The 13315-nt window shown below is 37.7% G+C and carries 12 protein-coding genes; 11 read left to right on the top strand and 1 reads right to left on the bottom strand.

The window, feature by feature from the left end; translation table 11 throughout:
- Positions 1-263: 263 nt before the first annotated feature.
- Together Q0K80_RS05910 and Q0K80_RS05915 are read left to right on the top strand one after the other, a co-directional pair.
- Positions 264-1376 carry a hypothetical protein gene (locus tag Q0K80_RS05910; RefSeq protein ID WP_294604331.1) on the top strand — a complete coding sequence of 371 codons (1113 nt, stop codon included), beginning with the start codon at positions 264-266 and terminating at the stop codon, positions 1374-1376.
- Positions 1377-1461: 85 nt separating this feature from the next.
- A complete protein-coding gene (locus tag Q0K80_RS05915) occupies positions 1462-2160 on the top strand; it encodes a GntR family transcriptional regulator (protein WP_294604332.1) in 699 nt (232 codons plus the stop codon).
- 40 nt (positions 2161-2200) lie between these two features.
- On the opposite strand, the gene tagD is transcribed toward Q0K80_RS05915, so the two are convergent.
- Positions 2201-2587, bottom strand: a complete 387-nt coding sequence (tagD, locus tag Q0K80_RS05920) for a glycerol-3-phosphate cytidylyltransferase (RefSeq protein WP_294604334.1) — start codon at positions 2585-2587, stop codon at positions 2201-2203.
- 125 nt (positions 2588-2712) lie between these two features.
- Here tagD and Q0K80_RS05925 point away from each other — a divergent pair, with 125 nt between their 5' ends.
- The 9 genes from Q0K80_RS05925 (at position 2713) to Q0K80_RS05965 (ending at position 13311) form a co-directional block, all read left to right on the top strand.
- Positions 2713-3444, top strand: a complete 732-nt coding sequence (locus Q0K80_RS05925; RefSeq protein ID WP_294604336.1) for a WecB/TagA/CpsF family glycosyltransferase — start codon at positions 2713-2715, stop codon at positions 3442-3444.
- A 2-nt stretch (positions 3445-3446) separates the two neighbouring features.
- Complete coding sequence (locus Q0K80_RS05930; RefSeq protein WP_294604337.1) at positions 3447-4538, top strand: glycosyltransferase; 1092 nt, start codon at positions 3447-3449, stop codon at positions 4536-4538.
- Between the two features lie 77 nt (positions 4539-4615).
- Positions 4616-6094, top strand: coding sequence for a nicotinate phosphoribosyltransferase (locus Q0K80_RS05935; RefSeq protein ID WP_294604339.1), 1479 nt, complete (start codon positions 4616-4618; stop codon positions 6092-6094).
- Positions 6091-6921, top strand: coding sequence for an ammonia-dependent NAD(+) synthetase (gene nadE / locus Q0K80_RS05940; RefSeq protein WP_294604341.1), 831 nt, complete (start codon positions 6091-6093; stop codon positions 6919-6921). Before Q0K80_RS05935 ends, nadE begins: the two co-directional genes overlap by 4 nt.
- Before the next feature lie 296 nt (positions 6922-7217).
- Positions 7218-9857, top strand: a complete 2640-nt coding sequence (alaS, locus tag Q0K80_RS05945; RefSeq protein ID WP_294604342.1) for an alanine--tRNA ligase — start codon at positions 7218-7220, stop codon at positions 9855-9857.
- A gap of 52 nt (positions 9858-9909) precedes the next feature.
- Entirely contained in the window at positions 9910-10167 is a 258-nt protein-coding gene (locus tag Q0K80_RS05950; protein ID WP_038521496.1) for an IreB family regulatory phosphoprotein, read from the top strand.
- Complete coding sequence (ruvX, locus tag Q0K80_RS05955) at positions 10167-10595, top strand: Holliday junction resolvase RuvX (RefSeq protein WP_294604343.1); 429 nt, start codon at positions 10167-10169, stop codon at positions 10593-10595. Before Q0K80_RS05950 ends, ruvX begins: the two co-directional genes overlap by 1 nt.
- 1 nt (position 10596) lies before the next feature.
- Positions 10597-10902: a DUF1292 domain-containing protein gene (locus Q0K80_RS05960; protein ID WP_294604345.1), complete on the top strand. Its 306-nt coding sequence runs from the start codon at positions 10597-10599 to the stop codon at positions 10900-10902.
- 54 nt (positions 10903-10956) lie between these two features.
- Positions 10957-13311, top strand: a complete 2355-nt coding sequence (locus Q0K80_RS05965) for an endonuclease MutS2 (RefSeq protein WP_294604346.1) — start codon at positions 10957-10959, stop codon at positions 13309-13311.
- Positions 13312-13315 lie beyond the last annotated feature (4 nt).

The raw sequence follows: 13315 nt of genomic DNA on the forward strand, positions 1-13315 counted from the left end.
ACTAGTTTTTGGTACTAGTATGCGCTGGTTCGAATCCAGCTAACCCAATAAAAAGACGGCTCTTGTGAGTCGTCTTTTTTTGTCGCTCAAATTGTTATTTGCATATCTGTTTTCAATAAATAATTAATGGTAATTCAGCGTTTTATCTTAAATTATTGCAAATGATTTTTTAAATCTTAAAAATTTGGTTGTTAAAGTTTACCTATTTTCATTTCAATGATAGTACAATAGTAAGAGCTAACTTTTATTAGGAAGGGAAATATATGTCAAGACTTGTGCGCGTTGGTGCTGGAGGTAAGGAAATTAGCTGGCACAATGCCTTAAATGATTTACGTGTAGATGATGTTTTGCTTCTGGAGCCGGGATTTTATGAATTACCAGCAGGAATTTTCTTATCTGATATTACTATTAAGGGGACAGGTAATCTTCCAGAAGACACAACAATATTAGGCTTTGTCAATATTGATGCCGGCAGCCAGTTTGTTAATTTAGAGAATTTGTGCATCAATACAGTAACTGATGCGAATAGCTTGTTCGTTCCGGCCGAAGCTAATACTTTTTTGTCATTGCGTAACTGTATTGTCAAAGGTTTTGGTGGTGATACAGCGGTTATTGCTGCCAATGGCAAAGTCACCTTGGAATTATTTTCAACTGTGGTTATGAATGGCTCCGTGTCATTATTTGCTGATTCTAATTTTCGCTTAGAGATGAATGACTCAACTATTAAAAATACTGTGAAAGATATCGGTGCTTTAGCTCTTGAAGGACATGGCACTGCCGTTATTAATAATTCACGTATTCATGGCAGTATTGATACTTTTAGCAAGTCAAATGTGGAATTAGATATTAATAATACTGTTGTAAATGCACTGCTTATTCAGGGAGAAGCTTGGCTAAACATGCTAAACAGTATGCTTTTGTCAAAAGAAGATACGGCAATGTTCATCACGGATAAAACTTGGATTAATATTATCGGCAGTGAGTTTAAAGGTGGTATTTATTTTGAAAAAGAGCCGCATGTGATTATCCAAAATAGTAGAATTGACCGTTTGATTGCTACAGGAGAAGCCCAAATCACCCTGAATAATTCTGTTATTGTTAATCATGCCGATTTTCAAAATAAAGTTAATTGCAATTCTAGACGGGCAACTTTTAATGGCGGAAATGAATATGAGTATTTTTTAGTTCTTAGTGATCAAGCAGAATTTGAGGGCCATGATCTAATTTTTAATTCTAATGGTGCTACTTTAGCTGTTGAAAATCAAGCTCATTTGCATGCTAGCGTCATTGCAACAAGTGATGATTCTATTATAGTGGAATGCGGACAAAATGCAGAGTTTCGTTTGTGGGGCATGAAGTGGACCACTAAAAAATAAATAGCTTGCTTTATTATAATTTGTAGCATATCATGCGAAGTAGACCAATTTGTATTATAATAAGGTGTGTAATGGGGGTGTATTTATGGAAGAACCAATGTACATCAAAATTCATAATCAAATCAAACGTGAAATTGAAAATCACGACTATCAAGTTGGTAGTAAAATTCCAGCTGAAAGACAGTTGGCTCAAAAATTTGGCGTCTCGCGGATGACTTTGCGTCAAGCAATTAAAACTTTAGAAGATGAAGGCATTTTAGAGCAGCGAGTTGGTAGTGGTACCTATGTTGCCAATCAAAAAGTGCAGGAAAAAATGTCAGGTGTTATGTCTTTTACTGATATAACCCATGCAAATGGTCAAACATCTTCAAGTAAGCTAATATCCTATCGTTTTGGTAAGCCCTCCTTATCAGAGATGGAGCGTCTTAATTTGGATGACAAACAGGAAGTGCTACGGATGGAACGTATTCGTTATGCGGATGATGTGCCAATTTGTTATGAAGTCGTTTCTATTCCGCAAAACTTGGTTAAAAATATGTCGAAAGCTGATATTTCTTCACATTTATACCAAACATTGGAAAAAAATGGCTATAAAGTAGGACGTGTAACAGAATATATTTCTGCAGCTGTTGCAAATGAAAACTCAGCTAGACTTCTTGATGCCAAAAAAGGTGAAGCATTAATCACTCGCTTGCAGGTAACAGAATTATCAAATGGTATGCCATTTGAATATACAAGGGCAAACTATGTTGCAGATCGCTTTGAATTTACCTTTGCCAAATAAAAACTCCGAATTAACTGTGTTTAGTTAGTTCAGAGTTTTTTTATTTTAAATCATCTTTGATTTTAGTGGTGGAAATTCCTGGTGTGCGTGGCAAATAAACTACTTGACAGTATGGCTTTAAAAAGTCAAACTTGCCTTTCCAATCATTACCCATAACAAAAGTATCAATATCGTATTTTTGAATGTCGCTAACTTTTTGCTCCCATCCTTTTTCTGGGATAACTTGGTCTACATAGCGGATTGCTTCAAGAATATATTTTCGTTCGGCATAATTATTATAGGACTCCTTGTGCTTTTGCAACTGGTTAAATTCATCAGTAGACAGACCCACAATGAGATAATCGCCTAGTTCACGAGCCCTTTTTAGTAAACGAACATGACCGTAATGCAGTAAATCAAATGTGCCATAAGTGATTATTTTTTTCATAATTCCCGTACTCCTATCATTTTGACGAGTTAATAGTATCATATTTATAGAAAAGGTAAAGCGTATTCTGAACTGGTTATTATTTTGGTAAAATTAAGGTAAATTGCGGATTAGGAGATATAGCTATGGCTAAGGTAAATGTTTTAGGTGTAAATTTCGATAATAAAAGTTTTAATCAATTTCAAAATGAATTTATTGGCAGAATTAATACCCACCAATCAACTTTTATTGTTACTGCCAATCCTGAAATTGTCATGTCAGCAAATGAAAACCCTGAATTTATGAAGATCCTAACTTATGATGCTGACTATATTACTGCTGACGGTATAGGTATTGTCAAAGCGAGTCATATTTTAGGTCAGCCACTTAAAGAACGGGTAACAGGTTATGATTTATTTACTTGGCTAATGAAGCTGGCAAATGATCGGGGTCTCAGAGTTTATCTAATTGGCGCTCGCTCAGAAGTGATGCATACAATACAGGCTAAAATTGCGCGTGAATATTCTGATATACAGCTAGTAGGAGCTGAAAATGGTTATTTTAAAGAAGATCTGGAACTGATTGCTTACCAAATCGAACGGACAGAACCTGATTTAGTTTTTGCTGCTTTGGGTTCGCCTCGTCAAGAACAGCTTCTGTCTATTCTTCGAAGAAATCTCCTGCCAGCTTTAATGATGGGAGTAGGGGGAAGCTTTGATGTCTTTTCAGGTAAAGTGAAACGTGCTCCTCAAACATGGCAAAATATCCATTTAGAATGGCTTTACCGTCTGCTTAAAAATCCATCACGCTTGAAGCGAATGACGATTTTACCTCATTTTGTGCATGAAGTCTATCAATCAAAAAAGGAAAAAATCTAATTATGAAGGTATTGCATGTTAATGCCGGGCTTGAAAATGGTGGTGGCTTAACTCATATTATTAACTTGTTAAAACAGGCAAAAAATGAACAGCAGGATTTTACGTTATTATGTTTAGCCGATGGCCCAGTTGCCCAAGCTGCACGAACTGCACAATTAAAAGTGCAAGTTTTAGGCATCAATAGTCGCTATGACTTGGGCGGCTTAAACAAGCTGGCTAATTTTATTAATAATGCTGACTTTAGTATTGTGCACACACATGGTGCGCGGGCTAACTTATTTGTCTCCTTAATTAGGCACAAAATTACCGCTAAATGGTGTGTAACCGTTCATTCCAATCCTTATCTTGATTTTACTGATCGCGGCGTTACAGGAAAAATTTTTACAAAATTAAACATTCAGGCCATTCGTAAAGCTGATTGCGTTTTTGCTGTTACTAAAAGATTTGCCGATTTGCTAGTTAAAAAAGCCAGAATCAAGCAGCAAAAAGTTCATGTGATTTATAACGGTACTTTTTTTCATGCAGACAGTCAAATCCCTGCTAAATACGAGCATCCCAACTTTAATATTGTAAACGTAGCCAGAGCTGAAAAAGTTAAGGGTCAAGACTTGTTACTGCAGGCTCTAAAACAGTTAAATAATGCTAATGTTCATTTGTTTATTGCTGGAGACGGTTCTCAATTAAGATCACTAAAGGACCTGACGCAAAAATTAAACTTAGGCCCACAAGTAACTTTTCAAGGTTTCATGACACATAAACAGTTAAAAAATCTTTATCGCAGAATGGATTTGGCTGTTCTGACATCTTATTCTGAGAGTTTTCCTCTAGTGTTGCTGGAAGCAAGCGATAATCTGTTACCACTTTTGTCAACTGCCGTTGGTGATATTAGCATGATGATACCGGATAACAAACATGGCTTTGTTGCAAAAATCGGTGATATAGATTCAATTTGTTCAGTTTTAAAGCAAGCTGTGAATACGTCTAAAACTCAGCTTAGAGAAATGGCACAAATTGAGAAAAATTATGTCGAGCGGCATTTTTCGTTACACCAGCAGCTAAGTAGTATTTTACGGGTATACCATAATATCGTTTAAATTGGTAAGTTTGTTAAAAAGGACACAAATGTTTATAATAAAACAAAAATATTAGTGGATTTAGTTAAGAGGACAGAATGTTTTACCAAGAATTGGATGAAGACGATTCATTAACCCTTCATACAGATTTGTATGAAATTAATATGATGTATACCTACTTTAAAAAAGGTATTTCTGAACGCAATGCTGTTTTTGAAGTTTACTATCGTAAAGAGCCTTTTGGCAATGGCTATTCCGTATATGCAGGCTTAGAACACGTCATTTTATATTTACAAAACCTGAAATTTAAAGAAAGTGACTTGAAATATTTAAAAGAAGAAATTGGCTATGATGACGATTTTATTGATTATTTACGTCATTTGAAAATGCAGCTTACTGTACGATCGATGCCTGAAGGAGAGATTGCTTTTGCAAACGAACCCTTATTGCAAGTTGAGGGTCCACTTGCGCAATGTCAATTGGTTGAGACCACCATCTTAAATATTATTAATTACCAGACTTTACTGGCAACTAAAGCTGCCAGAGTCAAGCTGGCCGTTCAGGGCGACGGAGTTATGGAATTTGGTACCAGGCGTGCGCAGGAAGCGGATGCAGCTATTTGGGGCACCCGTGCCGCTTATATTGGTGGCTTTGATTCCACCAGTAATGTTCGTGCAGGTAAATTGTTTGGTATTCCAGTTTCTGGTACACATGCCCATTCCTTGGTGGAAGCTTTTGGCAGTGAATATGAGGCATTTAAGGCATATGCGGAAACACATAAAGATTGTGTCTTTCTAGTAGATACATATGATACGGTTAGAAGCGGCGTACCAAATGCAATCCGAGTTGCCGACGAAATGGGTGACAAGATTAACTTCCAAGGCGTGCGGATTGATTCGGGCGATATGGCCTATATTTCAAAGCAGGTACGCCGGGAACTGGATAATGCTGGTTACACTGACGCTAAAATTTTTGCATCAAATGATTTGGATGAAACTACGATTACCAGTTTAAAGATGCAGGGAGCAAAAATTGATGTTTGGGGAATAGGGACTAAATATATTACAGCTTATGACCAGCCTGCATTAGGAGCTGTTTACAAATTAGTTTCAATTGAAGATAGTCAGCACCATATGCGTGACACTTTAAAAATTTCTTCGAATGTAGAAAAGGTATCAACTCCAGGTAAAAAACAAGTCTGGCGTATCTCAGCTAATACTGCTAAGAAAAATGAAGGTGACTGGATTGCACGAGCTGGCATAGATCCGCGCAAATTTGATTCGCTGTATATGTTTCATCCACAGTATTCTTATATTAATAAAGTGGTGACTGATTATACTGCTGAACCACTTTTAAAAGACATTTTTGTTAAAGGCAAATTGACATACCAAAAGCCTAAACTAATAGATATTAAGAACTTTTGTGCAGCCAATCTAGACGGACTATGGGATGAATATAAGCGTAGTTTGAATCCGCAGGAATACCCTGTTGACCTGTCTCAAGATTTATATGACAGTAAAATGACCATTATTCAGGATATTCGCACTAAAATCAATAAAGGAGATACTGCACAATGAGACCTTTACAAAAAGAGATTATAAAATATGAGCATGTTTTGCCTCAAATTGATCCGCAAAAAGAAATTAGACGGTCAGTTGATTTCTTAAAAGATTATCTCAAAGCAAATACCTTTTTAAAGTCTTATGTGTTAGGTATTTCTGGTGGGCAAGACTCTACGTTAGCAGGAAAACTATGTCAAATGGCAATTTCTGAAATGAGGAGTGAAACAGGCGATAAATCATACCAATTTATTGCAGTGCGCTTGCCTTATGGAGTTCAAGCTGATGCACAGGATGCGGCAGATGCTGTTGCCTTTCAGAAGCCGGATCGAGACTTGGTAGTTAATATTAAACCGGCTGTTGATGCCTTAGTTTCTACTTTAAATGAAGCTGGGCAGAAAATTACTGATTTTAATAAGGGCAATATTAAGGCGCGTGAGCGCATGGTGGTGCAGTATGCTATTGCTGGTACCCATAATGGTGCAGTGGTGGGTACAGATCATGCAGCTGAAAACTTCAGCGGCTTTTATACCAAATATGGTGATGGTGCGGCAGATTTGACACCGCTGTTTCGTTTAGACAAGCGCCAAGGCAAACAGATGCTCAAAGTGTTAAATTGTCCAGAGCATTTATACCAAAAAGCGCCAACAGCAGACTTGGAAGAAAATAAGCCAGGTTTACCTGATGAAGTCGCTCTCGGTGTCAGCTATCGGGATGTTGACAACTATTTAGAAGGACACGAAATTTCTGAAGCGGCCGCTGAAAAAATTGAATCTTTATGGCATAAGAGTGAACACAAACGGCATTTGCCTGTAACTGTTTTTGATGATTTTTATCGTAAATAAGGACTAGGGCATTTAGACTTTAAATTTTGCCTTAATAGGCCTGTTATTGACAAAAGCTGTGCAAGTAGTACAATTACTGTTAACTTAAGATATGTTTTTTAAGAATAACAGTTTAAAGAGAGAGCCACCTGGTGAAAATGGCTTACTGTTACTTAAAAGATGCTCCTTACAGTTCAAATAAATAAAAATAATTAAGAGGTAACAAGCACTGTTGCAATTGAGGTGGTACCGCGTTTAAAGGCGTCCTTAAGATAAGCAACGGTGTTTTTATTTTGGCAAAAAGGGAGATATATTTGATGAAGAAACTGACAAGTTCAGAATTTAGACAGATGTTTTTGGATTTCTTCAAGCAGCACGGACACATGGTATTGCCCAGTCAATCTTTGATTCCGCAAGATGACCCAACATTGCTGTGGATTAATTCTGGTGTGGCAACGATGAAAAAGTATTTTGACGGTTCAGTAGTGCCCAAGAACCATCGTATTACGAGCTCACAAAAGTCAATCAGAACCAATGATATTGAAAATGTTGGTAAAACTGCCAGGCACCAAACCTTTTTTGAAATGCTGGGCAACTTTTCTGTGGGTGATTATTTCAAAAAAGAAGCGATTACCTGGGCTTGGGAATTTTTAACCAGTCCTGACTGGCTCGATTTAGATAAAGAAAAGCTTTACTGTACGGTTTATCCTAAAGATACAGAAGCACATAAAATTTGGCTTGAAGTTGGTATGCCTGAAGATCATATTGTTAAACTGGAAGAAAATTTCTGGGATATTGGTGAAGGCCCCTGTGGACCTGACTCTGAAATTTTCTATGATCGTGGTCAAGAAAATAACGATGTGGCAGAAGATGATCCTGAAAACTTCCCTGGCGGTGAAAATGCCCGTTACTTGGAAATTTGGAATATTGTCTTTTCACAATATAATCATTTGGCAAATGGCAAATATGTAGATCAACCGCATAAGAATATTGATACCGGTATGGGCTTGGAGCGTGTTTTGTCTATTTTACAAGATGCACCAACCAACTTTGAAACTGACCTCTTCTTGCCAATTATTCATGAAACTGAAAAAATGACTGCTGCTAAAAAGTACGGTAAAAATAAGGCGGATACAACAGCCTTTAAGATTATTGCTGATCATGTGCGGACTGTCAGTTTTGCCATTGCTGATGGTGCACTGCCATCAAATACAGGTAGAGGCTATGTTTTACGGCGCTTGATCCGGCGGGCAGATTTAAATGGTCAAAGGTTGGGCATTAAAGGTGCATTTCTTTATAAACTTGTTCCAGTGGTCGGTAAAATTATGGAGAGCCATTACCCAGAGGTTACAGATCAAAAGGACTTCATTGCCAAAGTAATCAAAAATGAAGAAGAAAGATTCCAGCTAACTCTTGAATCTGGACTAACTTTACTTGATGACTTAATTGCCAAGGCCCAAAAATCGGAAGATAAAACAATTACCGGTAAAGATGCGTTCAAGTTATTTGATACTTATGGTTTTCCTTATGAGTTGACTTTTGAAACTGCACAGGATGCTGGCTTGAAAGTTGATCAAAAAGGCTTTGATGCTGAGATGAAGGCCCAAAAAGAGCGTGCGCGTAAAGCTCGCGGTAATCTGCAATCAATGGGTGCACAGGATGAAACTTTGATGAACTTAAAGGATAAATCAGAGTTTGAGTATGGTGTTTATGAAGAAAAACATGCCAAATTAATTGATATTATAGTTAATGATCAATTAGTTGATAGAGCGGATGGCGACAATGCAGTTTTGATTTTTGACCGGACTCCTTTTTACGGTGAACGTGGTGGTCAGGTAGCCGATCACGGTAATATCTATAATCAGGAAGGCGAACTGGTTGCTCAGGTAACTGACGTACAGCATGCTCCAAATGATCAAAATATGCACTTTGTCGATGTGATTTTGCCTCTAGAAAAAGGTGAAGAATACACTCTAAAAATTGATAAAGTTCGCCGCGAAGGCCTGCGCCACTCACATACAGCTACACACTTGTTGCATGCGGCTTTGAGAAGCGTTCTGGGTGAACATACGCATCAAGCCGGCAGTTTGGTGGAACCTGATTATTTGCGCTTTGACTTTACTGCACTTGAACCAATGACTGCTAAGGAAATTAAATCAGTTGAAAACTTGGTAAATCAAAAGATTTGGGCAGCTATTGATGTCAAAACTACTATTACTGATCCTGATACTGGTAGAAAAATGGGAGCTTTGGCTTTGTTTGACGGGAAATACGGTGATAAAGTTAGAGTTGTGCAAATGCAGGATTTCTCTATTGAGTTCTGTGGTGGTACTCATTGTGCCAACACTAACCAAATAGGTATTTTTAAAATCATTTCTGAATCTGCCATTGGTGCAGGTATGAGAAGAATTGAAGCAGTTGTTTCTAAAAAGGCTTATGAATATCTGGCTAATAGGTCTGAACTCTTGGATGAAATTCAAGCGGAAGTAAAATCAACCAAGCCCGAAGATATTATTGATAAGGTTGATTCCCTTGAACAAGAATTACATGATAGTCAAAAGCAGGTTGAAGATCTGAATCTGCAAATTAATCAGAGTAAAGCAAATTCAATTTTTAATGATGTAAAACAAGCAGGAGATTTGTCCATTATTGCCCAAAAAGTTGATGCCGGTGGTATGAATGATTTGCGTGAGTTCGCCGATACTTGGAAAAGTGGTCAGAAGTCTGATGTGCTTGTTTTAGGAACTGCCAGTGATGGCAAAGCCAATATGATTATTAGCTTGGGTGATAAAGCTTTGGCAAAGGGGCTTAAGGCAGGCGCTCTAATTAAACAAGTCGCACCAATCTTTGGTGGCGGCGGCGGCGGCCGACCAAACATGGCTCAAGCTGGTGGCAAAAAACCCGAAGGTCTTGAAAAGGCTATTCAGACAGTGGTTACAATGATTTCCAAAAAATAATTAATTGAGTTTGTGCTGTTTTTCAAGTAAAATTATGCTAGGAGGAATAATTATGAGTTCGCTAGATAAGACAATGCATTTTGACTTTAACGAAAATAAAGGCAAAAATGTACATGATACTTTGCAGGACGTTTATAATGCTTTAGAAGAAAAAGGTTATAATCCAGTTAACCAAATTGTCGGTTACTTATTGTCTGGCGATCCGGCTTATATTCCACGGCATAATGATGCTCGTAATTTAATTTTGAAGCATGAACGCGATGAAATTATTGAAGAGCTTGTCAAAAATTATCTTGGAAAAGATAAATAATGCGACTAGTTGGTTTAGATGTTGGATCAAAGACAGTAGGCGTTGCTGTTAGTGATGAATTAGGAATAACTGCGCAGATGGTTGAAACCATTCCAATCGATGAAACGCGTTATAATTTTGGTATGCGTGCAATTAAAAAAATTGTACGCCAATATGAACCAGAAGGATTTGTGCTGGGTCTGCCTAAAAACATGAACGGCTCTTCAGGTGCTTCAGTTACTCGCAGTAAAGCATATGGTGAAAGACTTGAGAAAAAGTTTGGTTTGCCAGTGCATTATTTAGATGAGAGACTAACGACAGTAGAATCTGAAAGAGTTTTAGTTGAAGAGGCAGAAATGCACGATCGTCATAAGCGCAAAGAAGTTATTGACCAAATGGCTGCTGTTTTGATTTTACAGAATTATTTGGATCTAAACCGAAAGGATTAATATGGCACAAGAAGTTAACGGTGATGACCGTCAGATTACCTTGATTGATGATCAGGGTAATGAGGAATTATACGAAATTTTATTTACATTTCATTCAGATGACTATGATAAATCATATGTTTTGCTCTATTCGGCAGCTGCTAGTGATGATGACGAAATTGAGGTCTTGGCATTTAGTTATGACTCTGATTCCGCAGGTGATGTTACCAGTAGTGATTTACACGAGATTGAAGCGGATGATGAATGGAACATGGTCCAAGGAGTTTTAAATACATTTTTGGACGATGACCGTTTAAGTGGTGAATAAAAAAGACTGGCTAGGCCAGCCTTTTTTATTAAAGATTAATAATTTAGAAAAATAATGAATGATAAAATATTAAAAACTTTAGAATTTGCCAAAATTACTGAACAATTGCAACAAATGGCAGTTACTACACCAGCCAAAATGGCAGCTTTTAACTTACTGCCGAGTAATGATTTTGCTCAAGTCGAACTTGCCTTGAAGCAAACCCTTGCTGGTGCTGATATTTTGCGGGTTAAAGGGCAGCTGCCACTGACAGATTTTGCTGATGTTAAGCTAAGTACCAAGCGTTTGCGGATCAGGGCAAACTTAAACGCTAAGGAATTAGGTAATTTATTGTTAGTTTTGGCACTTGCAAATGAAACAAATGAATTTTTTGGCGAAGTTGATGAGGAGAAACTAGATTTAACAGCAATAGATTCTATTTTGGCACAATTAGATGTACCTCAAAGTCTGTATCACAAACTTAAACTTTCACTAGATTTTGATGGAGAAGTGCTTGACACTGCTTCTAGTGAATTAGCTCGTTTACGTCATGAAATCAAAAGCAATGATGCAGAAATTAAAGAGAAAATGGATGGCTATATAAAGGGCGGCACCAGCAAGTATTTGTCAGAGCAGATTGTGACAATTCGTGATGAACGTTATGTTATTCCGGTTAAACAAGAATATCGCAATAAATTTGGTGGTGTCGTTCATGATCAAAGTGCAAGTGGACAAACGCTTTTTGTTGAACCCAGTGCAGTTTTAAATCTTAATAATCGTCAGCAAAACCTTTTGGCACAAGAAAGAAGAGAGATCAGTCATATTCTCCGTAACTTGTCTGATTTGGTGCGGCCGGAAACTGGTAGCATTGATACGATTGCTGGCGCTTTGGTTAAACTCGATTTTATTCAGGCAAAAGCGAAACTAGCTCATGCTATGAAAGCAACTGAACCTAAGCTAACTGACAATCAGTCATTGGTATTTTTACAAGCAAGACATCCTTTAATTAATCCGGAGACAGTTATTGCCAATGATATTCGTCTGGGTGAAGACTACGATACCATGTTGATTACTGGTCCTAATACTGGTGGAAAGACGATTACATTAAAAACAGTGGGTATTTTACAGTTAATGGTGCAATCAGGCCTGTTTATTCCAGCAGCAGAGGGAAGCAAAGCCGGTGTTTTTGAAGACATTTGTGCTGATATTGGGGATGAACAATCTATTGAGCAATCTCTCAGTACCTTTTCTTCACATATTAATGGCATTGTCAAAATAATGAAAAAGGTCGATGCCAAGACACTGGTTTTGATTGACGAAATTGGTGCGGGAACGGACCCAGAGGAAGGTGCAAGTCTTGCAATCAGCATTTTGGATTTTTTACGGCAAAAGAAAGCTAAAATTATCGTCACTACCCATTACCCAGAACTGAAACTATATGGCTATAATCGTGAAAGAACAACTAATGCATCAATGGAGTTCGATCTTAAGACATTGTCGCCAACATACCGTTTACAAATTGGTATTCCTGGTCATAGTAATGCATTTGCAATTGCCCGCAGGCTGGGAATGCGCGAAGATGTAGTTAAAAAAGCTCAAGGGCTAATGAGTGATGAAAACGTCGATATTAACCAAATGATTACTGAGTTAACGAAGCAAACTAAGGCTGCCTCAGATGCCCGCAGTCATTTGACTACCAGTCTTGATCGTGCTAAAAAGCTGGAAAAGAAATTGCAACAAGCGCTCGACTGGTATAATCAACGTGTGCAAAAACAGTTGGAATTTGCTCAGGAAAGAGCTAATGAAGTAGTTGCTAAAAGCCGTAAAAAAGCTGATAAGATCATTGCACAACTTGAGCAGCAAAAAGGGAATGTTAAACAAAACGAACTCATTGCAGCCAAGGGTGAATTTAATCAGCTTGAACGACAAAATGAGAATCTGGCTCATAATCGAGTTTTACAGCGCGAAAAAAGAAGGCATCATGTTAATGTAGGTGATCAGGTAAAGGTACTGTCGTACGGACAAACTGGTACGATTACCAAAAAACTGTCTGAACATGAATATGAGGTCCAAATGGGTATTATTAAAGTTAAAGTCAGTGATCGTGATATTGAGAAAAGCATTCAGCATGAAAAGGCGCAAACACACCCTAAAGTACGTGCAGTTAGTGCAAACAGGCGCAGTAATGCTAAAAGTGAGCTAGATTTGCGCGGTCAGCGTTATGATGAAGCAATGACTAATTTAGATCGCTATATTGACTCAGTTCTATTGTCTGGTTTGGATGTTGTTACCATTATTCATGGCATAGGTACTGGTGCAATTAGAAAAGGCGTTTGGCAATATTTACGGTCAAATAAACATGTTAAAAGCTATAATTACGCTCCAGCAAACGAGGGCGGAAATGGTGCAACCATTGTTCATTTTCAATAATTTA

It is taken from the genome of uncultured Lactobacillus sp., assembly GCF_945290125.1.
GTDB classification, from domain to species: domain Bacteria; phylum Bacillota; class Bacilli; order Lactobacillales; family Lactobacillaceae; genus Lactobacillus; species Lactobacillus rizhaonensis.

Coding starts and splice junctions, on each gene's coding strand:
- alaS (WP_294604342.1), top strand. CDS start 7,218: ATGAAGAAACTGACAAGTTCAGAATTTAGACAGATGTTTTTGGATTTC.
- ruvX (WP_294604343.1), top strand. CDS start 10,167: ATGCGACTAGTTGGTTTAGATGTTGGATCAAAGACAGTAGGCGTTGCT.
- Q0K80_RS05930 (WP_294604337.1), top strand. CDS start 3,447: ATGAAGGTATTGCATGTTAATGCCGGGCTTGAAAATGGTGGTGGCTTA.
- Q0K80_RS05965 (WP_294604346.1), top strand. CDS start 10,957: ATGAATGATAAAATATTAAAAACTTTAGAATTTGCCAAAATTACTGAA.
- Q0K80_RS05925 (WP_294604336.1), top strand. CDS start 2,713: ATGGCTAAGGTAAATGTTTTAGGTGTAAATTTCGATAATAAAAGTTTT.
- Q0K80_RS05910 (WP_294604331.1), top strand. CDS start 264: ATGTCAAGACTTGTGCGCGTTGGTGCTGGAGGTAAGGAAATTAGCTGG.
- tagD (WP_294604334.1), bottom strand. CDS start 2,587: ATGAAAAAAATAATCACTTATGGCACATTTGATTTACTGCATTACGGT.
- Q0K80_RS05915 (WP_294604332.1), top strand. CDS start 1,462: ATGGAAGAACCAATGTACATCAAAATTCATAATCAAATCAAACGTGAA.
- nadE (WP_294604341.1), top strand. CDS start 6,091: ATGAGACCTTTACAAAAAGAGATTATAAAATATGAGCATGTTTTGCCT.
- Q0K80_RS05935 (WP_294604339.1), top strand. CDS start 4,616: ATGTTTTACCAAGAATTGGATGAAGACGATTCATTAACCCTTCATACA.
- Q0K80_RS05950 (WP_038521496.1), top strand. CDS start 9,910: ATGAGTTCGCTAGATAAGACAATGCATTTTGACTTTAACGAAAATAAA.
- Q0K80_RS05960 (WP_294604345.1), top strand. CDS start 10,597: ATGGCACAAGAAGTTAACGGTGATGACCGTCAGATTACCTTGATTGAT.